30 protein-coding genes and 1 riboswitch are annotated in these 26,077 nt (G+C 55.8%); of the genes, 10 read left to right on the plus strand and 20 right to left on the minus strand.

The window, feature by feature from the left end:
* Positions 1-42: 42 nt before the first annotated feature.
* On the minus strand, positions 43-651 hold the full coding sequence (locus tag J9777_RS09240) for a YbhB/YbcL family Raf kinase inhibitor-like protein (protein WP_209348414.1): 609 nt from the start codon (positions 649-651) through the stop codon (positions 43-45).
* A gap of 257 nt (positions 652-908) precedes the next feature.
* Here J9777_RS09240 and J9777_RS09245 point away from each other — a divergent pair, with 257 nt between their 5' ends.
* Entirely contained in the window at positions 909-2,363 is a 1,455-nt protein-coding gene (locus J9777_RS09245) for a S41 family peptidase (protein WP_209348415.1), read from the plus strand.
* Positions 2,364-2,646: 283 nt separating this feature from the next.
* On the opposite strand, the gene J9777_RS09250 is transcribed toward J9777_RS09245, so the two are convergent.
* On the minus strand, positions 2,647-3,405 hold the full coding sequence (locus J9777_RS09250) for a DUF5131 family protein (protein WP_209348416.1): 759 nt from the start codon (positions 3,403-3,405) through the stop codon (positions 2,647-2,649).
* Positions 3,406-4,287, minus strand: a complete 882-nt coding sequence (gene tcmP, locus J9777_RS09255) for a three-Cys-motif partner protein TcmP (protein WP_209348417.1) — start codon at positions 4,285-4,287, stop codon at positions 3,406-3,408. It lies immediately after the preceding gene.
* Between the two features lie 123 nt (positions 4,288-4,410).
* Between tcmP and J9777_RS09260 the strand changes: the two genes are divergently transcribed.
* Complete coding sequence (locus tag J9777_RS09260; RefSeq protein WP_209348673.1) at positions 4,411-4,758, plus strand: DUF962 domain-containing protein; 348 nt, start codon at positions 4,411-4,413, stop codon at positions 4,756-4,758.
* Here J9777_RS09260 and J9777_RS09265 read toward each other — a convergent pair.
* The gene (locus tag J9777_RS09265) at positions 4,755-5,369 is read right to left on the minus strand and encodes an MliC family protein (RefSeq protein ID WP_209348418.1); all 615 of its coding nucleotides are present in this window, start codon (positions 5,367-5,369) and stop codon (positions 4,755-4,757) included. The two genes, J9777_RS09260 and J9777_RS09265, sit on opposite strands and share 4 nt — an antisense overlap.
* A 150-nt stretch (positions 5,370-5,519) precedes the next feature.
* Positions 5,520-6,089, minus strand: a complete 570-nt coding sequence (locus J9777_RS09270; protein ID WP_209348419.1) for a fasciclin domain-containing protein — start codon at positions 6,087-6,089, stop codon at positions 5,520-5,522.
* Positions 6,090-6,266: 177 nt separating this feature from the next.
* Here J9777_RS09270 and J9777_RS09275 point away from each other — a divergent pair, with 177 nt between their 5' ends.
* Positions 6,267-6,719: a GFA family protein gene (locus J9777_RS09275; RefSeq protein WP_209348420.1), complete on the plus strand. Its 453-nt coding sequence runs from the start codon at positions 6,267-6,269 to the stop codon at positions 6,717-6,719.
* Positions 6,720-6,759: 40 nt separating this feature from the next.
* On the opposite strand, the gene J9777_RS09280 is transcribed toward J9777_RS09275, so the two are convergent.
* The 6 genes from J9777_RS09280 to J9777_RS14740 form a co-directional block, all read right to left on the minus strand.
* Positions 6,760-7,002, minus strand: coding sequence for a hypothetical protein (locus J9777_RS09280; protein WP_209348421.1), 243 nt, complete (start codon positions 7,000-7,002; stop codon positions 6,760-6,762).
* 96 nt (positions 7,003-7,098) lie between these two features.
* On the minus strand, positions 7,099-7,305 hold the full coding sequence (locus tag J9777_RS09285) for a cold-shock protein (RefSeq protein ID WP_209348422.1): 207 nt from the start codon (positions 7,303-7,305) through the stop codon (positions 7,099-7,101).
* Between the two features lie 209 nt (positions 7,306-7,514).
* Complete coding sequence (locus J9777_RS09290) at positions 7,515-8,801, minus strand: serine hydrolase domain-containing protein (RefSeq protein ID WP_245228557.1); 1,287 nt, start codon at positions 8,799-8,801, stop codon at positions 7,515-7,517.
* 80 nt (positions 8,802-8,881) lie between these two features.
* Positions 8,882-9,319 (minus strand): hypothetical protein, encoded by a 438-nt coding sequence (locus tag J9777_RS09295; protein WP_245228558.1) that lies wholly within the window; start codon positions 9,317-9,319, stop codon positions 8,882-8,884.
* 2 nt (positions 9,320-9,321) lie between these two features.
* Complete coding sequence (locus J9777_RS09300) at positions 9,322-9,732, minus strand: BLUF domain-containing protein (RefSeq protein WP_209348423.1); 411 nt, start codon at positions 9,730-9,732, stop codon at positions 9,322-9,324.
* A gap of 97 nt (positions 9,733-9,829) precedes the next feature.
* On the minus strand, positions 9,830-9,964 hold the full coding sequence (locus J9777_RS14740) for a hypothetical protein (RefSeq protein ID WP_280842177.1): 135 nt from the start codon (positions 9,962-9,964) through the stop codon (positions 9,830-9,832).
* Between the two features lie 72 nt (positions 9,965-10,036).
* Here J9777_RS14740 and J9777_RS09305 point away from each other — a divergent pair, with 72 nt between their 5' ends.
* The 3 genes from J9777_RS09305 to J9777_RS09315 are packed head-to-tail and all read left to right on the plus strand — an operon-like array spanning position 10,037 to position 11,389.
* The gene (locus J9777_RS09305; RefSeq protein ID WP_209348424.1) at positions 10,037-10,354 is read left to right on the plus strand and encodes an alkylphosphonate utilization protein; all 318 of its coding nucleotides are present in this window, start codon (positions 10,037-10,039) and stop codon (positions 10,352-10,354) included.
* Positions 10,351-10,908: a lipocalin family protein gene (locus J9777_RS09310; protein ID WP_245228559.1), complete on the plus strand. Its 558-nt coding sequence runs from the start codon at positions 10,351-10,353 to the stop codon at positions 10,906-10,908. Before J9777_RS09305 ends, J9777_RS09310 begins: the two co-directional genes overlap by 4 nt.
* Positions 10,909-10,930: 22 nt before the next feature.
* Entirely contained in the window at positions 10,931-11,389 is a 459-nt protein-coding gene (locus J9777_RS09315; RefSeq protein WP_209348677.1) for a YaiI/YqxD family protein, read from the plus strand.
* A 48-nt stretch (positions 11,390-11,437) separates the two neighbouring features.
* Here the strand turns inward: J9777_RS09315 and J9777_RS09320 are convergent, their stop codons facing one another.
* The 4 genes from J9777_RS09320 to J9777_RS09335 all read right to left on the minus strand — a co-directional run bounded on the left by J9777_RS09320 (position 11,438) and on the right by J9777_RS09335 (position 16,417).
* Entirely contained in the window at positions 11,438-12,358 is a 921-nt protein-coding gene (locus J9777_RS09320) for a hypothetical protein (RefSeq protein WP_348631969.1), read from the minus strand.
* Positions 12,359-12,387: 29 nt separating this feature from the next.
* Positions 12,388-12,894, minus strand: a complete 507-nt coding sequence (locus J9777_RS09325; protein WP_209348425.1) for a hypothetical protein — start codon at positions 12,892-12,894, stop codon at positions 12,388-12,390.
* Positions 12,895-13,000: 106 nt separating this feature from the next.
* Complete coding sequence (locus J9777_RS09330) at positions 13,001-14,566, minus strand: hypothetical protein (protein ID WP_209348426.1); 1,566 nt, start codon at positions 14,564-14,566, stop codon at positions 13,001-13,003.
* 105 nt (positions 14,567-14,671) lie between these two features.
* A complete protein-coding gene (locus tag J9777_RS09335; RefSeq protein WP_209348427.1) occupies positions 14,672-16,417 on the minus strand; it encodes a hypothetical protein in 1,746 nt (581 codons plus the stop codon).
* 126 nt (positions 16,418-16,543) lie between these two features.
* On the opposite strand from J9777_RS09335, the gene J9777_RS09340 reads away from it, so the two are divergent.
* Positions 16,544-16,972: a hypothetical protein gene (locus tag J9777_RS09340; RefSeq protein WP_209348428.1), complete on the plus strand. Its 429-nt coding sequence runs from the start codon at positions 16,544-16,546 to the stop codon at positions 16,970-16,972.
* A gap of 50 nt (positions 16,973-17,022) precedes the next feature.
* Here the strand turns inward: J9777_RS09340 and J9777_RS09345 are convergent, their stop codons facing one another.
* Complete coding sequence (locus J9777_RS09345) at positions 17,023-17,514, minus strand: hypothetical protein (protein WP_209348429.1); 492 nt, start codon at positions 17,512-17,514, stop codon at positions 17,023-17,025.
* A gap of 354 nt (positions 17,515-17,868) precedes the next feature.
* Here J9777_RS09345 and J9777_RS09350 point away from each other — a divergent pair, with 354 nt between their 5' ends.
* Positions 17,869-19,746, plus strand: a complete 1,878-nt coding sequence (locus J9777_RS09350; RefSeq protein ID WP_209348430.1) for an endonuclease NucS domain-containing protein — start codon at positions 17,869-17,871, stop codon at positions 19,744-19,746.
* Between the two features lie 34 nt (positions 19,747-19,780).
* On the opposite strand, the gene thiC is transcribed toward J9777_RS09350, so the two are convergent.
* Together thiC and J9777_RS09360 are read right to left on the minus strand one after the other, a co-directional pair.
* On the minus strand, positions 19,781-21,691 hold the full coding sequence (gene thiC, locus J9777_RS09355; RefSeq protein WP_209348431.1) for a phosphomethylpyrimidine synthase ThiC: 1,911 nt from the start codon (positions 21,689-21,691) through the stop codon (positions 19,781-19,783).
* 46 nt (positions 21,692-21,737) lie between these two features.
* A riboswitch (TPP riboswitch) is annotated at positions 21,738-21,873 on the minus strand.
* An 11-nt stretch (positions 21,874-21,884) separates the two neighbouring features.
* Positions 21,885-22,865, minus strand: a complete 981-nt coding sequence (locus J9777_RS09360; protein WP_209348432.1) for a tetratricopeptide repeat protein — start codon at positions 22,863-22,865, stop codon at positions 21,885-21,887.
* Here J9777_RS09360 and J9777_RS09365 point away from each other — a divergent pair.
* Positions 22,846-23,343, plus strand: a complete 498-nt coding sequence (locus J9777_RS09365; RefSeq protein WP_209348433.1) for a YadA-like family protein — start codon at positions 22,846-22,848, stop codon at positions 23,341-23,343. The genes J9777_RS09360 and J9777_RS09365 overlap by 20 nt on opposite strands.
* A 74-nt stretch (positions 23,344-23,417) precedes the next feature.
* On the plus strand, positions 23,418-24,056 hold the full coding sequence (locus J9777_RS09370; RefSeq protein ID WP_209348434.1) for an SOS response-associated peptidase family protein: 639 nt from the start codon (positions 23,418-23,420) through the stop codon (positions 24,054-24,056).
* Here the strand turns inward: J9777_RS09370 and J9777_RS09375 are convergent.
* The gene (locus tag J9777_RS09375) at positions 24,053-25,183 is read right to left on the minus strand and encodes a glycoside hydrolase family 5 protein (RefSeq protein ID WP_209348435.1); all 1,131 of its coding nucleotides are present in this window, start codon (positions 25,181-25,183) and stop codon (positions 24,053-24,055) included. The genes J9777_RS09370 and J9777_RS09375 overlap by 4 nt on opposite strands.
* Before the next feature lie 109 nt (positions 25,184-25,292).
* A complete protein-coding gene (locus J9777_RS09380) occupies positions 25,293-25,946 on the minus strand; it encodes a hypothetical protein (RefSeq protein ID WP_209348436.1) in 654 nt (217 codons plus the stop codon).
* Positions 25,947-26,077 lie beyond the last annotated feature (131 nt).

Consider the following 26,077-nt stretch of genomic DNA (forward strand, 5'->3'; position numbering starts at 1 on the left):
TTCCTTTCCTAGATTGGCTTCACTTGGTAATATTCCGGTCTGTTAACCGTCGTCATCCTCATCCCAGTTTTCAGCTAGGTCGTCGTCGCCTTCTTCGCGCTTATAGGTACCTGTTAGCACCGCTGCGGCAACGACATGCCCTTCCATCGCCTTGATAAGCTCGGCACGCGAGGCGCCAGGCATCAAGACCATCGGAAGGTCGAGCGCGAAGATCTGAAAAACATATGTATGGGCATCATCGTCCATCGGCGGCGCAGGGAGCTGCCATTCCGAATTGCGTTGAGAATTCTTGCCAACACGCGGAGGAGCTTCACCTTCCAGCAGCATGCCCTTTTGTCCGGGCAAGCCCCAGACGGTCCAGTGACATGTCGGCGTATCACCAGCAGCATCGGCGTCCTCAACCACAATCACAATCTCTTGCGATCCGGGAGGCGGCGCGTTCCATTCGAGAGGCGGCGCAACGGCGTCTTCCTCATCCGCAGTAAAGCACGGATCAAGGCCTTCGCCATCTTCAAATGCGGGGCTGGAAAGAGAGAAACCGCCACGCCCGAATGCGCGCTGATCGGCCAGTGTTGCAATGGTCAGCTTGGCAGCATTCGCATGCGCTCCTTTCAGAGCATCACTCAGCCAAGCGGGAACTTCTGCAGACATTTACATCTCTCTCCTTGAAATAATGTTCTACGCCCCTTCGCAGAGGGCGGCGAGGCTTCGGCACCAGAAATTAGGGCGAAAATCGGGGTTTTCCACCGATGCGGCATAAAAATCGGGGTCAAATTGCCCTTTTTACGGATGAGCAACCATATTTCTGCGCAATCGCCGCTTGCCCAGCCCCCGTTCAGGCGGCATCGTTCAATCAGCAATTTGGATGCCCGGACGCGGGTAGGGACGTATTTCGGAGTAATTTCACCATGGGTATTGGTCGCAATGTGCTGAGCATGACGCTCGCAGTTTCTCTCGTTGCATGTGGCGGAGGAGGCACCAGCACCACACCGCCAACCACCGGCGGCACACCGACACCTACGCCTACGCCTACCCCGACAACCGCCGGCTGTTCCTTGTCCGAACGTCAGGACTTCGCCTTTGCGGTGTTCGATGAATGGTATCTGTTCCCCGATCTGCTCGACACGACAGTGAACAAAGCGGATCACTCGACCGTGCAGTCCTATATCAATGCGCTGGTCGCTCCGGCCCGCGCGCAAGACAAGGACAAAGGCTTCTCCTTCATCACTTCGATCGCGGAAGAGAACGAGCTGATCAACAGCGGCTCCAGCGCCGGCTTCGGCATCCGCTTGGGTTACGACACCGCCAACAATCGCGTGTTCGTGATCGAAGCGTTCGAAACCGCGCCCGCCTTCCCGCAAGGGTTCGACCGCGGCGTTGAGCTGATCTCGCTCGGAACATCGGCAACCACCTTGGAATCGATTTCGACCGTAATGGCCTCCGAAGGACCACAAGGCGTTATCAACCGGCTCGGCGCATCCGACGCAGGATTGCAGCGCACTTTCGTGATCCGTCAGCTCAACGGCACCGAGACCCAAGTAACCGTGACCAAGGCTGATTTCTCGCTCGATGCAGTATCCGATCGCTATGGCGCGCTGACGCTGAACGATAATGGCAAGCTGGTCGGCTATATCAATCTACGCACCTTTATTGTGGCCGACGCGGCAGATGATCTGCGTGCCGCGTTCCAGGACTTCCGCAACCAAGGCATTACCGAGATCATTCTCGACTTCCGTTATAATGGCGGCGGCTTGGTCAGCATTGCCGAATTGATGGGCGATCTGATGGGCCGCAATTCGGTCGGCCAGGTGTTCAGCCGTACCGTCCTGCGCCCGAGCAAGGCCGCGAATAACGAGACAGAACTGTTCGAGACCGAGGCCGGCTCCATCCAGCCGACCAAAGTCGCGGTGATCGGGCGCGGCGGCACAGCTTCCGCCAGTGAGCTGGTGACCAATTCGCTGCTCCCTTATCTGGGCAACAATATCGCGCTGGTCGGGACCAACACATCGGGCAAGCCGGTCGGCCAATTCGGCTTCGATCTTGCCGCCTGCGATGACCGTATCCGCGCCGTGACTTTCCAGACCGAGAATGCCGACGGCGACGGCGAATATTTCAGCGGGCTGGCGGGCGTGATGCCCAACACCTGCCAAGCGAGTGACGACATCTCCAACCAGCTCGGCGATCCGGCAGAGGCCTCCGTCGCCCGCGCCCTAGCTTTCCTAAGAGACGGCGGCGCATCCTGCACTCCGATCACCGGCACACCGGGCTTCCAAGGCGTGCAAAGCACCGGCGCAAGCCAGAAGCAATTGCTGCAGCCGGACAATCCATCAGCCGTCCAGCGCGAAGTGCCGGGGCTGTTTTAAGACACGCGCGACGTATTATTGTCCTAGGCCGTCATCCCCGCGCAGGCGGGAATGACAGGAGGGTGACAAAGGCGACACCCTGTCACCTTCGCGACTTGCTGATTTAGCACATATTTTCATAATGTTAGCTCACATCGCACGAAGGTGACGGACAGAGAACAGGGGCCCCCACCTGTCGCCTTTGCGCGTGTCTTGCTGAGTGGTGGTTGGGGGTGGTGTGAGCCTTAAGTGAGAGGTCGGTCATGGGGACCGCTTAGGCAGATTTGGGGGTGTAGGAAAGTCTCTAAGCGACCAACTGGTGCGGATATTCATCAAAAGTTTCGCCACGCAATTCTCTACCTGCCGCCTTCTTGTTGCGACCGCCCCATTGCTTGAAGAAAAATGCCGTACCTGCCACCCGACAAGCGGTTTCGATCTCTTCAACCCATGCCTGTTCAATCGGCCTCGACTTCGGTCCAGATTCTCCACCAACGATGGCCCAATGAATATCCGACAGATCAACATTAGGAACGGGGCCGATCAACGGTTCGAAAGAAATAAAACGCGTAACTCCGCGAATAGACTTCAGGGCGTCCATTCTTTCGAGAACTGCACTGTCCTCTACAGATGTTCCAACCCAAACATTTTCAAGAGGTCGCAGCCTGCCATCTGCAAACATATCAGCCATGCGGCTTGGTCTCTTGGTAAGGACTTGGAAATGGTGAATTTCGCAATCCGCCATAGTCGTCCAAACATCTTCGATAAACTCACACGGAACGCCCGGATGGAACAAGTCAGACATTGAGTTAACAAAAACTCGTTTTGGCTTTTTCCAAGTGCGCGGTTCGTCGAGTACCTTTCTGTCAAGATTCACTCGACCTGTCCAAACGTGCCGACCGCCACTCTTTCGTGTAGTTCCTTCGTACTTCGCGTGACCCATAGCTTGCAAACGAGCCGCCATTCTCATCGCGTAGCAATTCGTGCATCCTGCAGACTCTATGCTGCACCCAGCCACAGGATTCCAAGTAACGTCTGTCCATTCGATGTGCGAATTTGAGCTCATTTATCTCGGCCTCAATATGTGGTTTGCGATGCGCAATGCCGTTTGATGTGCGGCAGGGCTAGGGTTTGCACAGGCAAACATCAATGAGAAATCGTGAAGCCGCCCTCTCCCAAGAGGAAGATAATTACGCGCTACACCACCAGCAAAAATTTCCGCTAGACGGTCCCGAAACATCTCTGAAAACTGTTTAGCCTTCGCGACTTTTTCCACCCGATCATCGATATCACCGAACAGATCAGCATCAGTCTCTAATGGTCGGACAGCAAGCTCTCGCCAAGCCGTCGAGCCCCACAATTCATCAATCTTTGTCGCGCTCGACAGGAAAGTACCGTCATTTCGAATCTGTCGAGACATCCCATGCACTGGAACAAGGTACCACAAATCTACTTTCTCAGTGGCCGCAAGAGCCCGCATCGTTTCCCATCTTACGCTCAAGCCGAACGGATCAAGAAAAACAACTGCGCGCTTTCTACGATCAGCACCGAGATCTGCTGCAAGCTCGATTAACCTTTGGTTGGCATCCCCCTGTTGAATCTGAATGTTCTTGTCAGGAAATTCGGAGACCAATGCCGTCAAAGACTCAACATTGCTCTGGTCCGCTTCGATAAAGACGTACTCATCGAAAGCTGGAGAAACTTCAAGCGCTCGAACTGGTGACCCGCGAACTACATCATTCGTAGGGAATAAGTCCGGCTCTTGCACCTCTGCCAAAGCTGCACTGCTCTGCGACATCGACGAACCTGAGCCTACAAAGCCATCCACATAACTAAGCCAGAAGCTCTGTTTCTTCATCACGGTCACATAAGCTTCAAGATAGCCAGCCACGGCATCAAGCTTCTTCTTCGTATGCGCTCCACCGAATGATTGTATTTTGTTGCTCATCAATATTTCCTAATATAGTTCAAAGAACATATCATGAACTATGTTGCCTTGGAAGTAATAATTCTCGTGAAGAATTCCATCGGCCAATTTGCCTGCGCGCCGGTCTTCTGCCATCCTCCACGCATGACCAAGACCTACACCACTTTCGCCGAGTTCTGGCCGTTTTACCTGCGCGAGCATTCCAAGCCCACGACGCGGGCGTTGCATTATATCGGGACGACGCTGGTGATTGCGGTCGCGGTATTTGCGGTATGGACGGGCTTCACCACCGGCAATTGGTGGTGGCTGATCGGCATGCCGGTGGCCGGATATTTCTTTGCTTGGTTGGCGCATTTCACGGTCGAGAAGAACCGCCCCGCGACTTTCACCTATCCGTTATGGAGCCTGATTTCGGATTTCAAAATGTGGTGGCTATGGCTGACGCGGCGGCTTGGGCCTGAGCTGGAGAAAGCTGGCGTAAAAGCCGACTAAGGACACCCATCGCCCGCAAAGGTGCCGTCTATCGGCGGGCTGTCAGTGCACAATATGCCGCCCCACTGATAGGCCTCGCGGCCATCGGGCAGGCGGATCATAAACCATGGGTAGCCGTTCATCATTTCGCCGGTTTTGAGCCGTAATGTTACGGGGGTGCCTTCCCGCAGGCTGGTTACGCGGTCAAACTCCATTCCCGGACCGGCGCGGACAATGCCGCCCCATGACCATGCCTGTATGTCCAGCGCTTCCGCCCATTCTTCAGCTTCCTCTCCCGCAAAGCGGCATGTGGTCGATCCTGCTTCGGTCTCCAGAGTGCCTTCGCCGCCCTTGCTGTGAAAGATCAGGCCAAGGCCCGCATATTTCATGCCCGATGCGGAGACGACTTGCCGCATCGGTTCCAGCGTGGGCTCGCCCTCTTCGGTGCCGTCGCCCGAACTGAACTGGACAGATGCGTTGCTGCTATCGCGGGAGGAGATGATGACCAGCAGATCGACATCGCCAATAGACTCGCACACGAATTGGTCATCGAAAGACGCGTGCGCTGCGGTGGGCAGTGCTGCCATGGATGCGAGGCCGATTATGCCGCTGGTGATGAATTTGCCGATCATTGTTTGGTCCCCCGCCAGTTAAACGTTTGGCCTATCATAGCCTGCCATGAACGCTTGCACAAAACGAAGGGCCCAGTGAAAGGCCGAAAAAGATAGGGCGGCCCCTGCACATGCAGGAACCGCCCCAATCATCGTATCAGATGCGCTGTATTACTGCGGCATCAGAACCGTATCGATCACATGGATCACGCCGTTTGATGCTTCGACGTCTGCTGCGGTAACGTTTGCGGTGTTGCCTGCCGTGTCTGTCAGTATGACTGCGCCCATCTTGGCTTCAGCAGTCAATGTAGCGCCTTGCACAGTGACCAGTTCGGCTTTGCCTTGGCCGTCGACAATCGCCGCATCCAGAGCTTCAGCCATCGTTTTGCCGCTGATCACGTGGTATGTCAGAATGCCGGCCAGATCGTCTTTGGCTTCGGGCTTCAGCAGGCCATCTACGGTGCCTTCTGGCAGCTTTTCAAACGCTGCATTGGTCGGCGCGAACACGGTGAACGGGCCTTCGCCCGAGAGTGTTTCGCCAAGGTCTGCTGCGGTGACGGCTGCGACCAGTGTGGCGAAATCTTCATTGCCCGATGCGACTTCGACCAAAGTGCCGGCTGGCTCTGCAGCAACAGCTTCGGTTGCTTCTGGTTCTACCGTGGTGGTTTCTTCTTCCGCAGGGGCGCCACATGCTGACAGAGCAAGTGCCGATGCGAGAGCGGGAATAGCGAATTTCTTCATTGAGTTAGATCCTCGAAATAGGAGAGAAAGGAAATCCCCGGCGGGGGTGCCGAAGGTTCAGGTTTAGCAATGCGCCAGCAAAGCGGTGGTTCCGAATTGGTCAGAATTTGCCCCCAAATTTAACATTGCGGGCCGTCCCTTTGCTTGCGATGATGTAGCTACGGAAGGGGATGCGATATGGATGCACATTCTGACCTTGAGATGATCGATCAGGCCGAGGGAAAATGCCTGTGCGGCGCGGTGGCGGTTGCGGTCAAACAGCTGAAGCCGCTGGTCGATATCTGCCATTGCGACATGTGCCGCCGGTGGGGAGGCGGACCATTTATGGGTGTGAGCGGCGAAGCGTTCAGCGTGACTGGCAAGGAGCACGTCACCAGCTACCCCTCCTCCGACTGGGCGGAGAGAGCGTTCTGTGCAAAATGCGGGTCTAATTTGTGGTACCGGTTCACGCCGACCGACCATCACAGCTTTGCAGCAGGTCTGTTCGATATCGGCGATGGCGCGGAGATCGAGCAACAGATTTTCGTTGACGAGAAACCCGCCTTCTACGATTTTGCGCAGGAAACCCCGATGAAGACCGGGGCGGAGATTATTGAGGAGGCGAAGGCCGCTGGACTTGAGTTCGATTGAACAGCCAGCGGCTCACCCGGATGCTTGCTTCGTGAGCTAGCTAACCTTCTACGGTTTCCAATTCTTTGGCAGCGGCCAGTTCGGCTGCTTCTGCCTGACGTTTTTCGCGTTCGATGCGGGCGACTTCGCGCTCCTGCTCCATCTGTTTCGCACGGTCGGCCATTTCCCGCCATGCGGTTTCAGACCGGAGTGCACGCTCGCGTACATTGTCCAGCGTTGCCGCAGCTGCTTCTGCAGCGGCTTCGTTGGCACGGGTATTGTAGAATTCGAAATTCTGACTCAAAACATCTCTCCTACGGTATCATTCAGGGTAGTACTATGAGAGGCCGGACACGGTTGAACCGCATCCGGCCGCTCGAAAATTAGGCGTTAGCCGGGCTTATGCTTCTGTCAGGTTCACTGCAGAAGTTTTACCGTTACGGCCTGTTTCCAGTTCGTAATTAACGCGCTGTTCTTTATCCAGCGTCTGCATGCCAGCGGCATGAACGGCTGTGATGTGAACGAATGCGTCATCGCCGCCATCTTCAGGCTGGATGAAACCATAGCCTTTGTCGGCGTTGAAGAATTTTACTGTACCGGTAGTCATTATTGGCGTTCCTTTCGAGAACGTAGAACCCTTCACAGCGGAAGTGCTGCGGCAGGGGTATGCATCAGTGCGTGAAATGAAAGGAAGTCGTCGCCAAACGTGGAATCGCCCAAGTGATAGGCGCTATTCCGAAGTCTAAGTACCGAAGTTCCGTCGCAATTTTCGACGTCAGCGGGAGTGTATTAGCACGGTATTGCGGATTCGCCTAATCACTCGCCCGAACGCGGCTGGTCAATCAAGTCTAGGGCATCATATACAGCGCGCCGGAACTTGGCCTGCGCGGCGAGATCAAAGGGCATGACTTGCGTGTAAAACACCACTGTTAGATCGTTTTTAGGATCCACCCAAAACAGTAGACTTGCCGCTCCATCCCAGAAAAACTCTCCTGTCACGCCATAGGGTTCGTCAGCGCTGGTGGGCGGTGCAATGCGCACCGCAAAGTCCAGACCGAAGCCGACTTGCCCTTTTGTTGGAAGGAAATCACGCTCCCTCAGTCCGGCCGGCAAATGATCACGAGACATCAGCGCAATCGTCTCCGGTTTCAGGATTTGGACGCCGTCAAGTGTCCCCTCGTTCTGCAGCATTAGAGCAAAGCGCATGTAATCATCGATCGTTGAAATGAGGCCGTGCCCGCCATTGAATTGAACCGGTTTGACAGTCTCGAAACCGTAAACGTCGGCATCGGGTATCCGGGTAAGGGCACCACTCACATCACGCATATACCCCGCTGCTAGGCGCGGTTTGGCGGTGGCCGGTACAAAATATCCGGTGTCCGACATGCCCAGCGGTTTCAGCACGCGTTCGGTAACAATGTCTTCGTAACTCTGCCCTGTGACCGCTTCTGCCAAGCGTGCTTGGACATCGACCGACGCACCATAGCGCCACTCTTCGCCCGGGTGGCAGAATAGCGGAGTTGCGGCCAGATCAGCACTCATCTGTGCCAGCGGTTTAGAGCGGTCGAAAACATCGGCTTCGTCCATCAATATAGCCACAGGATGATCGCTCCAGCCATATCCGAGACATGATGTATGCCGGAAGATATCGATCACTTTGATCGGGCGGCGCGGGGCCTCAACAATAGGCTGACCATCAGAACCAGTTCCCGCAAAAACCTGAACATCGGCATATTCTGGAAGGTATTTCGCCAGCGGTTCATGCAGGTCAAACAGCCCGTCTTCGTACAACGACATCAAGGTGACGCCGGTGATAGGCTTGGTCATTGAATAGAGGGTCGCCAGCGTGTCACGCCGCCAAGGACGACCGGCTTCACGGTCGGCGAAACCGACAGATCGAAAGTAGATTTCCTGATCAGCTCTATAGACTAGAGCTGACACACCGTTGACCGAGCCGCTGTCGACCAGCTCCGACAGTACCGCGTCAATCTTGCCTGCATCAATAGGTGTTTTTTGCGTTTCACCGCGCACAGCCACGGCAGAACTCATCAACATCACAATCGGCAAGCATAGCATTAACCCGGCGCGTGCAGTCCATGCCATAAAACTCTCCTATTGAACCTCGATATCAGATTTGACAACGAAGGACAATAAACGGGTACTACAGGGTTAGTTGTTCTATCTCAGGGGCTTGGATCGCCCGTAAACGGCTTCGCATCGGTCCAACCGCACCCTTGCAAAGTGCTGTCGCCGATCCGGACGATGACCACATAGGGATAGGTCCAGTCGGACATACCATCGCTACAATCACCTGGCGTGGCGGCCAGATCGAATGCGCTATCGTTATACTGTCCGCTGAAACTGACACCGTTCAAACCTGCAAAGCGTTTGACCGCTATCACTTGTCCATCGGGATCTTCGGGCGTGTCAAAACGGAGCTGGTCACCCGTCACTTCTCCGCCCCAAAAGGGCTCGGTGCCGCTGAAATTGAGCGTATCTTCGGCACCGATTTCGGTGAAGGTTTCGGCAGTATCGGCAGTGACCGTTCCCGGTTCAGCATTTCCCTGACATCCGGTGAGCAAGATGGCGGTAGTACCGATTAACAAATTTCTGATAATCATCGCTAAGCTCCTGCGGTATTGCGAACCATTGAGCCAAAGCTCGTGAACAGCATCTTTGTTTCGGGTCGGAACTCTTTGGGAAGCGATTCCGTCAGTTCCTTCGCGCTACCTGCCTTGGTGCACGGTACAACAAATGTACGCATCGACCAATCAGGGCATTCGCGCGTAGTTTTGTCCTCTCGCCGGATGATCGCCAGATCGCGATGCCTTGCATCGAGCGATACTTTCTCGATCAGCTCGTCGATCACATCGCGGCGCCCCTCAAGAAGCTGCATAAAGTGCTGTCCATTATATGCCAGCATGCCCGTAACACCGGCGAGGGCATTGTTGGTCGCAGCGGCATCGGCCAATGCATCGACGTCTTCGCGCTTTACCCCGTCTGCAACGGTGCTCACATAGATCAGCGAATGCATCGACATCTCCTCCCCCCTTTTCCTTGCATCAGCTTTCCAACGAAAAGACACTAGACGCAATACTGCCAGATATCTTTCTTCGATATTCCAAGCATTTTCAGGTGAATGACCTGCGTTTGACCGTCAATTTTGTTGTGATCGATCCGGCTTTGTCGCGCTTATACAAGCCAGTGCCACCATGCTGCTGCACAGTCGATAATGTTACCGCTTTGGGCAGGTGGGTGAATTTCAAACTCTCACCCCCTGCCCAATTTCCCTTCTAGCGACTCTCGACAAAACCCCGTTTGATACGCAGAGCGCAGGGATGAGCACATCAGACGAAGACTATGTCTACGACGAAGCAACCGGGGAATGGATGCCCGCTTCCGAATTCGCGGCCAAACAGGATGCGGCCGACAGCGCTGATGTCCTGGAAGTGCGCGACGCGGTCGGTAATATCCTTACTGATGGTGACCAAGTTACTCTGATAAAGGACCTGACCGTCAAGGGGGCAGGTCAGACCTTGAAGCAGGGAACTGTCATCAAATCCATCCGTTTGACGGGCGACGATCAGGAGATTGATTGCAAGTATCCAGGCATCAAGGGTTTGGTGCTACGCGCCGAATTTGTCAGGAAACGATGATGACGAAGAAAATAACGCTCAGCCTAACTCTGGCAGTCGCCCTCGCCACCTCCGCTTGCGTGGGCAAGCCAGGACCGGTCGGCAATATCGCCGTTCCGCAGCCCGCCAAGTCGGTCGAGACGAACAAGTATCTGGGCCGGTGGTACGAATATGGCCGTTACGAAGCACCGTTCCAGAAGGGATGCGAAGCAGTCACCGCAGACTATTCTCTGCGCGATGCCAAAAGTTCGGGGGCAAAAATCAAAGTCGTCAATTCGTGCCGGAAGGGTAGCGTTGATGGCAAGGCTGACCAATCAACCGGTCGTGCCAAGATCGTTGAAGGGTCCAATGGCGCAAAGCTCAAAGTCTCGTTTTTTGGCCCATTCTATGGCGATTACTGGGTGCTTGATCGCGGCGAGAACTACGAATGGTCGATCGTCGGCGAACCCAGCGGACGCTATCTGTGGATGCTAACGCGCGATGAAAAACCTGACGCCGAACTGCAAGTCATGCTCAAAAACCGAGTGATCGAGCTCGGCTACGACTGGTCGCTAGTGCGCATAACCAAACATTGATCGGGCCAGCATGAGAGACAGCCTGCAAATCTTTGTCGATGCCGATGCCTGCCCGGTGAAAGAGGAAATCTACAAGGTCGCGGCCCGTCACAAAGTGCCAGTGGTGATCGTCAGCAATTCCCCGTTCCGGATCCCACAAAGCCCACTAGTCAGCCGTGTTGTGGTCAATGACAGCTTCGACGCCGCCGATGACTGGATCGCCGAACGCGCGGCATTCGGCATTATCGTCATCACCGCCGACATCCTGCTTGCCGAGCGCTGTGTGAAAGCCAATGCACAAGTGCTCGCCTATAATGGCAGACCCTTCACTCAGGATTCCATCGGCAGCGCCATCGCCACCCGTGCGATCATGGCTGATTTGCGGACCGGCATGAATGCAGGCGACGGAATTGGCGGCCCACCGCCTTTCAGCAAGCGTGATCGAAGCGAATTTCTTCAGGCACTTGATCAGGTGTTGGTGAAGATGAAACGCTCCATCTGAAACCCGACCGGACTGGCTGGCCGCTTCGCCACGGGACCAATGCGGCGCCTAGCAATATTTGTTGACCGGATTGCCCAAACACAAATTGCGCTCGTAGCGACGCCAGTTCTCAACATCACGCGAGCTGCTACCGAACGGCGTCGTCGGCGTACGCATCTGGCCGGTCGTCGACGTATATCCATTGTTATTCGCTTGAGTGCGCCAAGTGGTTGTGCGCTGCGCAGCGGCTTGCCGACGCAAGTCAGCCTCCAGCTTTGCCTGTGCCTGGCGGTTTTCGTAGTCGACGCGGCGTTTCAGTCGTGCGGCATCTGGGCAGCTTTCCTGCAAACCGGACTCGCACGACATCTTGTGGAATTTGTATGCTCGGCGATGATCCCAATTGGCCTCCAACGCCTCCGCCCAAGCCCGGCAGGCGGACCCGGCACCGTAACGCTCGCACAAAGTGCGCGATAGATCATAGGTGATCGCGTTGTGGTAACCCTTCTGGTTCCGGTAGTAACCCAGCGCTTGCCAGCATGTATTTGGTGACGCGCCCTGCAAGCACACATCGGCCATGACCAAAGCGCGCTTACCCGGATCGGTTGTTTCGAAATCATCCCACGGACGGCACAGATCATACATGCCGGCAAAGCAGGATATCCGCGCGAACATATGAGAGATCGGACGCCCGTCTTCTTCAAAACTGGTTGTGCGGAAGCGCCGATAGCCGATCTCGCAACGGTCCGAGTCACCCGCCATACAGACCTTCATCCAGGTCGTTGCGACATCACGGTCAGTCCGTCCAAACAGTCCTGCCGCCAGTTCGACTGCTTTGTGACATGGCGGTTGGTTCTCGAAACTACATGCTTCGAGATTTGACCACCATTGCGCCTTCTTATCCTGCGCTACGGCACTGCCAGACGACAGCATAGCTCCGCCAAAGATCAACGGCACGAGCAACAGACGAACCAACCGAGAAATCAAAGTCACGCTCCTATCCACGCTTCCCTGTGTGCCAATCAGCTATTGTCGTCAGAGCATTTTTCCATCGCATTGTAGACGGCGCCTTTGCCCTCCCATGTGAAGGGGCCGTAGCTATTGCCATCAATCTCGACTGTGAAAGAGCTGGCGTCCGCAAAGCCTTCATACATCACATCGGAAGCCTCACCAGCGCCCCAGCCGCCCCAGACATATTCGCGGAAACTGCCGGTATTGTAGCCGCCCGAACGCGATGGAGCGCTTGTGCCACTATCAAACTTCACGGTCATGGGATGGTTGGTCTCATTGTCTTCGCCACGAAATTTGCTGACGAACGGTCCCGTCATCCGAAGCGCCAGATTGCCATCGCGCAAGCGGTTGGAAACTTCCGCGCGGATACGCTCGCCATCGTTATCTTTGCCAAATACGCTGATCCGGCAGACGCCGCTACCATATTCCGCTGCCAGTCCCGATGAATCCGCCTGCGGTCCTTCGACCAGCGTGACGCCCTGCAACGCCACCAGACTAGCTGCCAATACGATACTCATTTCGTGATCCCCATTAGTTTACGTCCAATGAGGGGCAGCTAGCACGATCTCCATCGCACCAGTTTGTAAAGAAACGACAATTTTCGCTCAAGCAAGAAAGATATCGCTATCCGTGAATGATCTGGTTCTCACTCCAAGTCGCCGACCACACCGCTGCACTGTTGTCGACCTCGTAGAAGCTCTCCGTATAACCGCCATCTGCTCTCAGTTCGACCACTGCATAGCCATTCTTGACCCGCGTTCGCGCACCATTTGACGGGTCGCCATTGGGCGCTTTGGGATCGGGCGTATTGGCGAAATAATCGACATTGCCAATCGGCTGGCCCGAACTGTTTTCCAGTCCCCATGCGTGGCCAAATGGAATAGATCCGTGCCCGCAGCAACGGCCCTTGGTGATGCTGATCCGCTGGCGGTTCGCCGTATTGAGTTTGTTATAGGCAATCCCGTTATGCAGGTGCCCCCAATACCAAACCGAAGGCGCAATGCCGAGCGCATCGGTCACTTGGGTGTATAGCAAATTGGTGTTCGCCCCTGTCAGATCGCAAGCCGTATGGTGGGTCATAACCATAATCGGCCCGTCATGCCCCTTAAACTGCGATACCCAATCGATCTGCTTGGTGTAGGCCGGTGACCCGATAGCGCCTTCCATATAAAAGTGGTGCGGCTTCTCCGCCGTGGCATTGCCCTGATCCGAATAATAAGCGGAATCGAGCCCGAGAATGAGCCATTTGCCATAGGTCATCGCAAAATAGCTAAGCTTGTCCTGCAGTCCGAACTTGCCACTCTGGTCTAGCGCGGTTTTGTAATACCCCTCCGCTGCGCCATACATCTCGTGATTGGAATTGAGCGTGTAGCTCTTGCTTGCCCATTCCTGCGGCCACAGATCGGTGAAGTTCTCGCCTTCCTCATTTGCGGGCGCGCGCAATGCACCGGTCCCGGCATAATAGGCATCGCCCAGATGGATGACACGATCCATTGCAGGTGCTGCGGTGCTGGTCATATCGCCTAGCACGCGGATCGCAGGACATACTTCGCCGTTGGTCTCATAATATTTGCCGGTTCCCCAATCGCCGACGATACCGAGCGAAAGCGTTTTCGCGGTACTCGTGCTATCTGGATTGATGGCAATTGCGGCCGGCAAGTGCGGCTGCGACCCGGTACGGAAATCCTCAACCAGATGGGGGAACGCCAGATTGACGGCATAGTTGATCGCCGAGATAACCCAGCGATAATCGAGCTGCTCATACTTCCCGAGGCCGATCATCGTGCCATCGGTCCACCCAACACCGCCATCACCAATTGCAGCCAGTACCGCATCATACTCACATGTGGTGATCTTGGTCGGTGGCGCCATTTGCTGGAAGCAATGGAAGACCTCTTGCAGCAATTTATGATCGGCAAGCAGATCGGTCAGTTCGGACGGCGGATTGTGTATCCAATAGAGGATGAAACCGAACTCGATGCTGCCTTCCGCCGGATCAGCGGGAGGATTCGATGGATCTTTGATAAAGTCGAATAGCGCGATCATCTGCTGCTCATCCTCCTGCAGATGCGCAAAGAACGCCTCGAGCGCAGGAATTTTGATCCAACTGCAATCGAGCAGACTATTTTCTAGAATATCCAGCAATCCCTTAGAATTACTTTCACCAGATCCGTTGCTATCATCACTCACGATCATCACCTTCCATTGTTTCAATAGGAAGATAGTACTTATTGCATTCTAGGTTTTGATTGGATGATAGCGACATCAATTGAGCCGCTATTGTCGCTAAGCTCGCTAGTCCGCGGCAATATGTTTGCAAGCCGGATCGCTCAGCACATCGCGATCGTCACCTGGCAGAATCAGGCAGGACGGTTCAATCTTGTGCCACAACGGTTCCGAACCAAAGTGGATATACATCTCGCTCGCAAAGGTTAGCGGATCTTTGTCAGTGTCGATCAGGTCAGGCCCGTATTTGCCGCGCACATCGGCAGGGCGGTACCCCATCAAACGCAGCAGGCTAGGGAATATCTGGAAGTGGCTTTTGCTATCGATATTGGTGTTTGCCGCTTGCTGCCAATCGATGTTGGTGGGTTCACTCTCAAGGACCGCAAGGGGGACTGCGCCCTCCTCGATTACCGCGTTCTTACGGCAGTGGGTGAGAAGTCCGGGACGTTTGCGCTCATGAAACTGCTGGCCATGGTCCGATGTATACACGATGGTGAACGGCAGTGGGGCATCGGAAGCTCCTTCGTATAATCGGTCGAAGAACCCACCGACCGAGCGGGACACTGTCCGCCGATATGCTGCTTTATAGCCGCTCCAGCCATTCGGTCCGGACGCCTCTTCACCCATCGGGATTGCGCCCGATATGATCGCTGCTCCTTCAGCATCAGGTTCGCGAGCTCCTTCGACCGGAACGATGTCTTTGAGCGGAAAATGGGCGCCATATTTGTTGATCAGGATAAACTCGGGGACCGCATTGTTCAGCCGTTTCGCCAATGCGTCTGCAATGTAGAAATCGCGCAGTGACGCATCGATATCCTCGAAATAGACTTCCTCGTCGATCTCCAGCTTCTCGGCATCGGTCATGTAATTTTCGGAGCGCCCGCCGCGCTGGCCATACATATAGATCGTGCGCATGTCCGCTTGCTTTGCATAGGCCCAGATCGACGGAGCTAGCGCGATATTGCGCTGAAAGTCATCGCGCTGCGCGCCAAACCGCAAGCCAACATTGGTGCCCATGCTGCAATTGGTCATCGAACTGGCGACGCCAAAATTGGCGACACCCCAAGATCGACCAGTATCGAGCAAACCGGATCGCTCGCCATTGGGATTCATCAGATCGAGATAAGGCCCGGCCACGCTCTCATCCACGATCAATACGATATCGCCCGCTGGTGCAGCGCCGGTGCGCTGCAATGACACCTCCTCGCGCTCTCCAACATGGCCCTGCGCACTTTCATAGCCGTAAAGCACAGCATAGCTGAGCCCCAGCCATGGCGCTGCGTGGACTTTCACGGCACCTTGCGTCCCGTGGACATTCTTGGTCAGCAAGCCAAACGCGGCGATTGGCAACAAGATCAATCCGGTTTGGACCAACTTGGCATTGAGCCATTTCGGAGATTTTGGCGGCGCCAGCCCGACGCCAAATAATGCCAGCAATGCCGGCAAGCTCGCCCAGGCAATCGTACCGCCATGCATCGCATACATATCGGGCAGCGCACTGCGCGCATCCACCATCGTCACAAAATCGAAAAAGCTGATCGCAACGCCCAACACCGCGCCCGCCCCCAGCACAACCGCCGTCGACAAAGCCAAAGCCACCGCAAGCATCCATCGCGGCGGTGCAAACCGGATATAGGCGGCGGCGAACACCGCCACATACATCAGCCAGAACTTGATCGGCATCACCGTTACCGACCAGCCGCGGTCCCGCCCGGCATAGATCTCGGTCCAAAAGAACAGATCCGCGGCCAGCAGTGCCAACAGCAAAGCGGGCTTCACCACGCTGGATAGGCGCGATTGCGCACGGTCAGTCATGCATTCCGGTTTAGCCAAAAATACCGGCGATGCCACGCATTCCTAACAATCGCTTCACTCTCTGGCCGGGTACCACGACAGGAGGGCCGCCTTGACACAGCAACTGTGTTAATTCAGTAATACAGCATGAAGCGCAAGCTCGCCATCGTTATCTGCCTCTTGTTTCTCGCCTCGGGCCTAATCAGGATTGGCGTGAGCCTGCTGATGATCGGGCAAGCAGAAGGCTGGTGGCTGTTTGACGGCGAGGCGGTGGAAGCGCTCGCAGACACCAAACGCTTCATTGCAGAGGCTGACTCCAATCTGGTCGGCTTCACCCCGCTTACCTATTTCGGATATATCCTGTTTATGGGCGTCACGATCAGCGTGGGCGCAATCGGCCAGATTTGGCGCAAGCCATGGGGCCTGATGCTGATCTGGATTTACGTGCTGAGCCACGGCGCCCTGTTCGTGAACTTTATGACCGTGAACCCGAAAGTAGCCTTATGGGGATTGTCGGTGGTGATGATTCTGGTTCTGATCTGGGCCAATCGAGTGCCCGAGGGCGAGACTGCCTAAGCAGACGCGAACCATGTGCGAGACAAAATCCGGACGAAGGTGACACCGTGTCACTTTTGCCGATCACGCTCAGCCTCTTGTAATACCGCGATTAATTCATCGTCGTAATAGGCGGACGGACAGGGACAGGCGCCCTTATTTTCGCTCCTGCCCGACCCGAAACCGCGCAATGTCTCCAACTCGCCCGGATCATCGGGGGCAGGAGCGCCGGTCTCGACGGTCTCTCCGCTTTCGAGTTTGCCAAGCAAGTCCTCGAAATCGCGCGCATGCTTCTCCGCTGCTGGACCAAGCCGCCCCATCACCGGATTGCCGCCAAACGTCGTCATCCGCATCATCGCGACCATCAGCCGCTCGTCGAACTTGCGATAGGAACCGATCTGCTCGCCCTGAAAGAATACCGGCATCTCCGTCCCGTTCAGCGCGCGGTCGAGCGCCGCATGGGCGAGCACATCGAAGGAATGATGAAACGCAACCTCCCAAGCAAGATCAAACGCCTGCCCCTTCAGCTTGGAGCGGAGCCGATAGGCCGATTGCCGCGACATAGACACCGACATGGCTGCCTGTGTGACCGAATGGGTGGCGGATAGCTGGCGGAGGCATGCAGCTTGTTTGGGGAGGGTCCATGCCCCCGAACGAACGACGCGGCACTCGGTGCGGTTGGGGGGAGTGGCGGAGGTGAGGGATGTGTCGTGCTTGCTTATCCGGCAGGATAAGGCAGATTTTGGGCGTGTAGGAAAGCACGGAGTAAGCATAGCGAACGCAGCGACCCCGCGCAGGCGGGGGTCTAAGGCAATAGGCGCAGCCAATTAGGTATACTAAACCGTATTTCAACGCCATATTCTAGGCTAAACATGTACCGGCGAACGCTATCCATTGCCTTAGGAACGAACAATAGAATGAAAAACACCGCTCCAATTCCTGAATCGGAAATTAGGGATTTCCTAGCCAAGAATCCGGGAATGATTGAACCAGGCATGACCGTCGTCAAGGCAGAGGAGTTTTTACCTAACGACCAAGGTGCGCGTGGTTTCATCGACTTGTTCTGCCGAGATAAGTCCGGAAAGTACGTGATAGTGGAGATAAAGCGCAGTGACGCCGCCAGCAGGGAAGCGATCACTGAACTTTATAAATATACAACTCTTCTAAAGAGAAAATATCTGCTTAATAATACCGAGATCAGGTTGATCGTCGCCTCGACCCATTGGCATGAACTCTTGACTCCTTATTCCGAGTTTTTCCACGATTCGAGCTTTGATATCTCGGCAAAGCAAATCGAACTAGATGATAGCAATAAGCTCGAGTGCCTGACCGATTTGGCACCACTCCCGCCTGTCGAAGAACGTGAGATAATCAGAAGGCACCACATTTGGGAATTCGAAAAGTCCGAGGCTGCTGTCGCAGCCATAGATAAGCTGTCCAATCAGATAGTGTCTTATGGGATCGAGGATTTTGTCATCCTAAGCATACCTTTGAACGAGCCCGTTTGGGGGGTGGAACATATCTTGTATGTGGCGCTGCTCAGTCGGCCTTTCGAATTCTTCAACGCGCTGATTCAACAGAGGTTCTCACCGGAGGAAATCGAAGAATTTGAGTGTTGGATCGAGGACATGTCCGAGCCGTCGGACAGGCTAGGGGAAGCCGCCGACAAGGCAATGGACAGCAGTTCGAGCGAGCGATCCACATGCACAGAGATCAAATCAAGCGGATACCAGATTAGCCATCCGGAAAAGGCTCGGCAGTGGATCCCGGGCCAAGAGAATATTGAGATTCACCGCTTCGGACGCTTCGTAGACAAGACGCTGGACGACCGAAAGATCATCGATGGCATTCTAGGAGATGAGGGCGAATCCTTCTTTCACTTGGACATAGCCTGCTCACTTTCCTCAAAGCCGGAAATACTCAAGGTGAAGACGGCCATCGACAACGTCTTCTTCAACAATCCGGCTTGGCGCCAAGCTTGCCATGATGCGCTGGACTGGGCGTTGGCCACGGATGCCGACAATGTCGAAATTAAGGCCTTCAACAATGACGATATCGTAAGGACGATCGCAGCAGCCGTGTGCGGTACGCCTCAATTCCTGCCTGGCCTCGACATCTCGGTAGATGGCGGCGCTTCTCGCTTTGTAGGATCATTAGGTTGGAACGGACAGAGCGATACGCTTGAGACCGTTACCAAGGAATTCTTTGATTCCGACCTCACTTCCTACATGATGATGCATCATTTCGGTGAGGACAGGAAGATCAATTCAGATCTGATGGAAGCGTTGGGTCTCAAATACACGATCAACCGGCTGGAAGGCGGGCGGCCGGTGGAAATCAGGTTCCGCGGGCGCTCGATCGAAGATGTGAAACGCACATCGAAGGAATTCGGAGAATTCTTGGAAACCAGCGACTTTACAATCGCTTTTGTGCGTCTGCTGGAAGCGGATATGGGCTTCATGAATGCCCGGGCCGAGGCTGAGCAGATACCACTGGAACAGGCCGAGCAGTGGTGCACCGCACAGCGCGATCCAGTCATGGTCTCAAAGAACTTACATTGGAGTGGAGACCTACGAAACTGCGACTTATGTCATCGTGATTTCAACTCAGTGAAATTCATGATCGACGGCAGTATTGAAGGCGGACCATGGGCGTGCATGTGCAGCTTGTGCTTCATGCAGTTAGGCACGGGACTCGGGATAGGAAAAGGCCAGTTGTACGAGCAGACGCCGGAAGGCTGGCTCCAGACCGCAGGAGGCTTTCCTCCAGAGAGCGACGAAGACGATCTGACTTAACCAAGCCTACTACGCTATTGATGTAGCTTCCTTCTCACTCCTCCGCAACTTCACTCTCAGGCAAATACAGTTCCTGCCCCTTATCTTTATAGACCTTGGACATCTCCCGCATCCCTTCCTCAGCAGCCTTGCGGCTTGCTTCGGCGGTATCCGCGCCCAGTTTCTCGCTGGCGATAAAGCCTTCGGGGGACTGGTTCTGCTTTGCCGCGAAATCGCGCACCTCTTGGCTGATCTGCATCGAGCAGAATTTGGGCCCGCACATGCTGCAGAAGTGCGCGGTTTTTGCGCCCTCTGCCGGAAGCGTTTGGTCGTGATATTCCTCGGCGGTTTCGGGGTCGAGCGAGAGGTTGAACTGGTCGCGCCAGCGGAATTCGAAGCGGGCCTTTGACAGCGCGTCGTCGCGGACTTGGGCTGCGGGGTGGCCTTTGGCGAGGTCGGCTGCGTGGGCGGCCAGCTTGTACGTCACCACGCCTACTTTCACATCGTCGCGGTCGGGCAGGCCGAGGTGCTCTTTCGGGGTGACATAGCAAAGCATTGCGGTGCCGTACCAGCCGATTTGCGCCGCGCCGATGCCACTGGTGATGTGGTCGTAACCCGGCGCAATATCGGTCACCAAGGGGCCGAGGGTGTAGAAGGGCGCTTCACCGCAAACGCTCAGCTGCTTGTCCATATTCTCTTTGATCTTGTGCATCGGGACGTGGCCCGGCCCTTCGATCATCACCTGCACATCTTCTTTCCATGCGCAGTGAGTCAGTTCGCCCAGCGTGTAGAGCTCGGCGAATTGTGCCTCGTCATTGGCGTCGGCGATGCTGCCGGGGCGCAGGCCGTCACCCAGCGAATAGGCGATGTCATAGGCCTTCATGATCTCGGTGATGTCGTCGAAATGTTCGTAGAGGAACGATTCTTTGTGATGCGCGAGGCACCATTTCGCCATGATGCTGCCGCCGCGGCTGACGATGCCGGTAACGCGTTTTGCGGCCATCGGGACATAGGGCAGGCGCACGCCGGCATGGATGGTGAAATAGTCGACGCCCTGCTCGGCCTGTTCGATCAACGTGTCGCGGAAGATTTCCCAGGTGAGGTCTTCGGCGACGCCGCCGACTTTCTCTAACGCCTGGTAAATCGGCACGGTGCCGATGGGGACGGAGGAGTTGCGGATGATCCATTCGCGCGTGTCGTGGATGTTGCGGCCGGTGCTGAGATCCATCACCGTATCCGCGCCCCAGCGTGTGGCCCAGACCATCTTGTCGACTTCGCTAGCGACGTCTGACGCGACCGCGCTGTTGCCGATATTGGCGTTGATCTTGACTAGGAAATTGCGCCCGATCGCCATCGGCTCGGTTTCGGGGTGGTTGATGTTGTTGGGAATGATCGCGCGACCACGGGCGACTTCATCGCGGACGAATTCAGGCGTGACGAATTTGGGGATCGCAGCGCCGTAGCTTTCACCGCCCGACGGGGCAGAACGAGCGATCTCGCGGCCGATATTTTCGCGCGTGGCGACATATTCCATCTCGGGCGTGATGATGCCTTTGCGGGCGTAGTGCATCTGGCTGACGTTCTGACCGGCCTTGGCGCGGAGGGGCTTTTTGATCACGTTGGGATATTCGGGCACGCCGCCGCTGCGGTCGGGGCCAAGCTGCCCGTTATCTTCCGGCTTTACTTCACGCGCATCATATTCTTCGACATCACCGCGGCCCGTGATCCACTCACGGCGGAGTTGCGGCAGGCCCTTATTGATGTCGATCTGCGCCGCCGGATCGGAGTACGGGCCAGAGGTATCATAGACGCGCACCGGAGGCTCGCCGCTGGTCGGCTCCAGCTCGATCTCGCGCATCGCGACTTTCACATCTTTGTTGCCCGGCGACGGCACATGGACCTTGCGGCTGCCGCGAATGGGGCCAGTGGTTACGCCGATTTCGATGTGTGAGTTGATGTCAGCCATGCGCGTATTCTCCAAATGTACGGCCAATAGACGGAGAACGGATGTCGGAGTGCCAACAACCCGCTCCCTCCGCCGAAATTAGTCGGTTCAGGTTCAACGGGTCGCAGAATGCCATTCTGCCTCTCAGCGTATTTTTTCAGCCGCATCCAAGATGCGGGGGCAACGCTCCCCGGGGATGCGAGAGTGTTAGGGGTTAATCTGAGTCGGGTCCAGCGGCGGGTTCTGGATCGGGATTGTCGTCCGGCTTAGCATCCGGATCGCAGCCATTGTCTTTGAGGAATTTGCGGAACGTCGGGCGGTGGCGGATTGTATCAAAATCAGAGCTTTCGCGGATTTTCTCGCAATCCAACGATCCTGCGAATTCTCGATAGCGAGCCAACGCAACTACGGCTTCTGTGACCTTATTCATTTTTGCCAGTAGAGAAGCTCTGTTAAATAGCGCCACTTCTCTAATTTCCTGAATTTTCTCATTTTGGCTCCCATCAATTATCTGTTCCGCCAATTCCAAACGTTCAACTGCCTCCTTGTATCTCTCCTGCATGCCCAGACGTGCGCTGAGGTTTATCAAAGACTGAACAATGGGACGATCGTAAGCGGGAACTGCTGCCGCCCGGTATCGATCTACAACCGATTGATAGGTCGCAATAGCCTTCTCGGTTTCATTAGTTTTACCATATGCGACACCTCTATTGTAAAGAGCCCATACAACATGAACCGTAATACTATCGGTATTCACACCGTCAAACTTATCGATAATCTCGTCGCAAATCTTCGCAGCCTCTTCAATTTTGCCTTGTCGACCGAGCGCTACAACACGACTAATGAGCGCTTCACTCAGAATCTCATCTGTTGCTTCTGCTCCAAACAGGTAGAGCAAAGCAGATGCTCTTTCCTCCATGGCATCCCAGTCCTCATCAATATGGGCTGCACTAACTAAAGCTCTAAAATCGTCGAGCGACCGTTCGATACGCGGTTTCTTGAGTGCCTCCGCCGCCAAAATTTTGAGTCCTTGCCGTTTGCTGATTTCCGGCGGAAGCTCTCCGGCCGGCACGTCGAACAACAGCTCCGAAGCCGTTTGTCGATCCTGGCGAATTGCATCTAAATGTTCTTGCGCCTCACTCAACAATGCTCTGATTTCATCAGTTTCGCTGCTAATGGCAGCCTTTGCTTCCACAACTGCTGCGCGGCCTGTACAAGTTGCGACACTGGGCGAAGACACTATCGTTACCGAGCTCCCGCCCGAATTCGCTCCGGCAGCGGGCACCCGCACAGCCGCCAACATCAGCAACACCACTAGCGTGGGCATCACCGCACCGGCAATATCGGCGGTTACTGACGCGCAATTCGGAGCGCTCTCCGGCCGCGTGACTACATTGGAAAACCGCGTTGATGCGCTGACTTTCCAACTTGGTGATGTTGAACGCTCGGCCAATGGCGGTATCGCGGCAGCAATGGCGCTGGGTCAGGGCAAGATCGTCCCGGACTCAGGCATCTCTATGACCGTAGCGGCATCGACCTATGGCGGTCAGCAAGGCTTTGCCGGTTCACTGACCGGTCGGCTTGACGAAAAGGTCTATGTCTCGGCTGGGGTCAGCGGCAATACCGGTGACGGCAAAGTCGGCGGCACCGTCTCGGCTACGTTCGGGTTCTGATCAAGCCGCGGGAGGCCGGATAACGGCGCGGAGCATATTGCCTCGGCAGGTGGGTCAATGCACAGCAACTAGGCATGACTCACCTCTTCCGTCTTGACGCTAACGCCGCGACAATTGCCGAGATCTTCGGTGCCATACAGGGTGATGATCCGTGGTCTGGCGGCCACATTGCGCCTGCCAGTTTCGCTCCGATAATCACCGCGGGGCGCGAACTGATACCCGGGCCGCTGCGCAAGCGCGGCAAGCGGCGGGTCACTCCGCGCGTGTGGGGCGTACCGCCTCCACCCAGCGTTCAATATGACGGGCGCAACGCCGTTCTGACCGTGCGCAATCCGCATAGTCCGTTCTGGATCGGCAATCTGCGCAATAGCGAGTTCCGCTGCCTGATCCCCGCAACCTCGTTTATGGAATGGAGTAGCAGTGTCGATGCTCAGGGCCGCCGTAAACAATTGTGGTTCGCGCCGAGCGATCAACCGGTCTTTGCGATTGCCGGTGTATGGAAGGACAGCGAAGTGCCCAGCTTTGCTCTGCTCACATGCGAAGCCAATGCGGCATTGCGCCGCGAAGGTCGCGACCGGATGCCCGCTATCTTACCCGCTGATCCAAAGGCGCAAGAGCTGTGGCTCCATGGCGAATGGCGCCGTGCAGAAGCTTTGCTCCAGCCCTATTCATCGTCACTGATGTGTTCGGCCGAGCGCGGGCCGCGCGGCTAAAGCCCGATCGCTGCAAGCAGATCTGCGTGCCAGGTGCCGTTGGCCGCGCGGAACTCAAAGCTGTTGGTATACCCCCACACGCAGCCATCAATGTCCGCAGTCCGGAAAGCAGTGCTTACTGCGCTGTAATAGCTGACCCGCTGGTCCATCGGGATGACATCATATGCGCCATATTCGCCCATGAACACCGGCCGTCCGGTCGCTGCCATAAAATCGCGTGCTTTCTGGACCGCGCCTTCCAGCTCTTGCTGATTGGCTGCCGAGCCATAAGTGGTGCCAAGCGGCGGCGGGTTTCCTACCCACGGCGCACCCTGATGGGTGAAGCTAAACGGGTCGTAGAAGTGGAATGTGGCGATCAGATAGGGATCATTTGGTAGCGGCAAGCTCGCCAAGGAATTGATGCCGCTGTAGTCGCGCCCACCGATAACGACGGGCCGCGTCGGATTGGTCGCGCGTACTTCGGCCAGCGCAGGTTCCAGGATCGACAGAAGATTGGCATCAGTGACTTGGTTATGCGGCTCGTTCATCAGCTCGAACCAAACCATGTCATCTGCACCGCTAAACCGCTCTGCAATCTGTTTCCAGATCGCAGTGAATCGATCTTTCTCCGCATCGGGGTTTTGGAACATCGCATCATAGTGGTGATCGTTGAGAATCACCCGGAGACCAGCAGCGCGCGCTTGCCCCACGACCTGCTCGACCCGCGTCATCCACCCTGCGTTCACCGTATATGGCGGCGTGTCAGCGGCATGGTTCGACCAGCGGACGGGCAAGCGGATAGTCTCAAATCCGGCTGCTGCGATATCGGCGAAGTCGGTGTCATTAATCGCACGGCCCCAGCTTCCTTCGGTCGGGTCGGCTTCCAGATGATTGGCCATATTTACACATGCACCAATCCGCGCATCTGCTTGCGTCAACCGCGAGGCGGATGTGGTCTGGGTCGGTGTTGGCGTGGGTGTGGGCGTTGGGGTAGGGGTAGGGGTAGGCGTCGGCGTGGGAGTAGGGGCGGGCGTTACCGAGACACTACCGGTGGATGCACTGCCACCACCGCCGCAACCGATCATCAATGCAAGTGCCGCCGCACAAGCGCTCTTGCCAAGCAAATTTTTCGCTGCCGTCACACGCACAATTCGTCTCCCATCACGCCACTATATGACGATAAGATCTGCCATATGTCAACGTTGTCATATTTGCATCACTGAGGAGTGATTTTGGCTCGCACCACATCTGTGACTATTAACTCTCGCTGCGTTTTGCCGCCATCAAGCCGGCAATCGCGGCGAACACAGTCGCCACTGTTCCGGCAGCACCTGCGGGGAAGATCAGGCTCATTCCCGCGCCGAGTGCACCCACATTGATCAGCACAGCAGCGAGCCCGGCCAGCATAGCAATTCCGGATACAACCTTTGCCGCCATCGCCTTATTCGTCTTGAGCAATGACAAGCCAAAGCCGATCGCCGCGAGACCGACAAATACCTTGGCAAGGAAGTAAAACCAAAACGCCCCGCCCACGACCAACCAGAACATCCAGGTATGTTCTTCGCCCGCCAGTGCGACAGGTTTGAACAGCGACAACCCGATGCCGATTTGGACGAGGTTGAACATGCCAGCCAAAGCAATTGCGGCCCACGCCAGACGGCTACCGCCGCCACGCACCATTGCGATCAAACCGCCCAATGCGATCGCAGCAAAGGCCACGGCTTCAGTCGTCCACACTATTGCAACTTCGCTCCACCGGTCAGTGAAATAGCGCGCGATGTCGGCGTTAGTCAGGCCCGCCGCAGGATCAGCAGGCTGCGGACCGCCGAGTGTCGCCATATACAAAATCTGGGTCACCACAGTCGCGATCAGCGCTACGGTCACGATCTGTGCGGCGCGATGTGCGCTCATATACTTGTCCATCAGACAATCCTCTTTCTAGACCCCATTTCCCTTGATTGCGTATCCAGCAGATGCGGCGCTCCAGCGCTATCGTCACCCGACAAACCGCTCAATCGGTCCGACAGAAGCGTGTGCGAGAA

Source organism: Pontixanthobacter sp. CEM42 (genome assembly GCF_017812015.1).
GTDB lineage: Bacteria > Pseudomonadota > Alphaproteobacteria > Sphingomonadales > Sphingomonadaceae > Pontixanthobacter.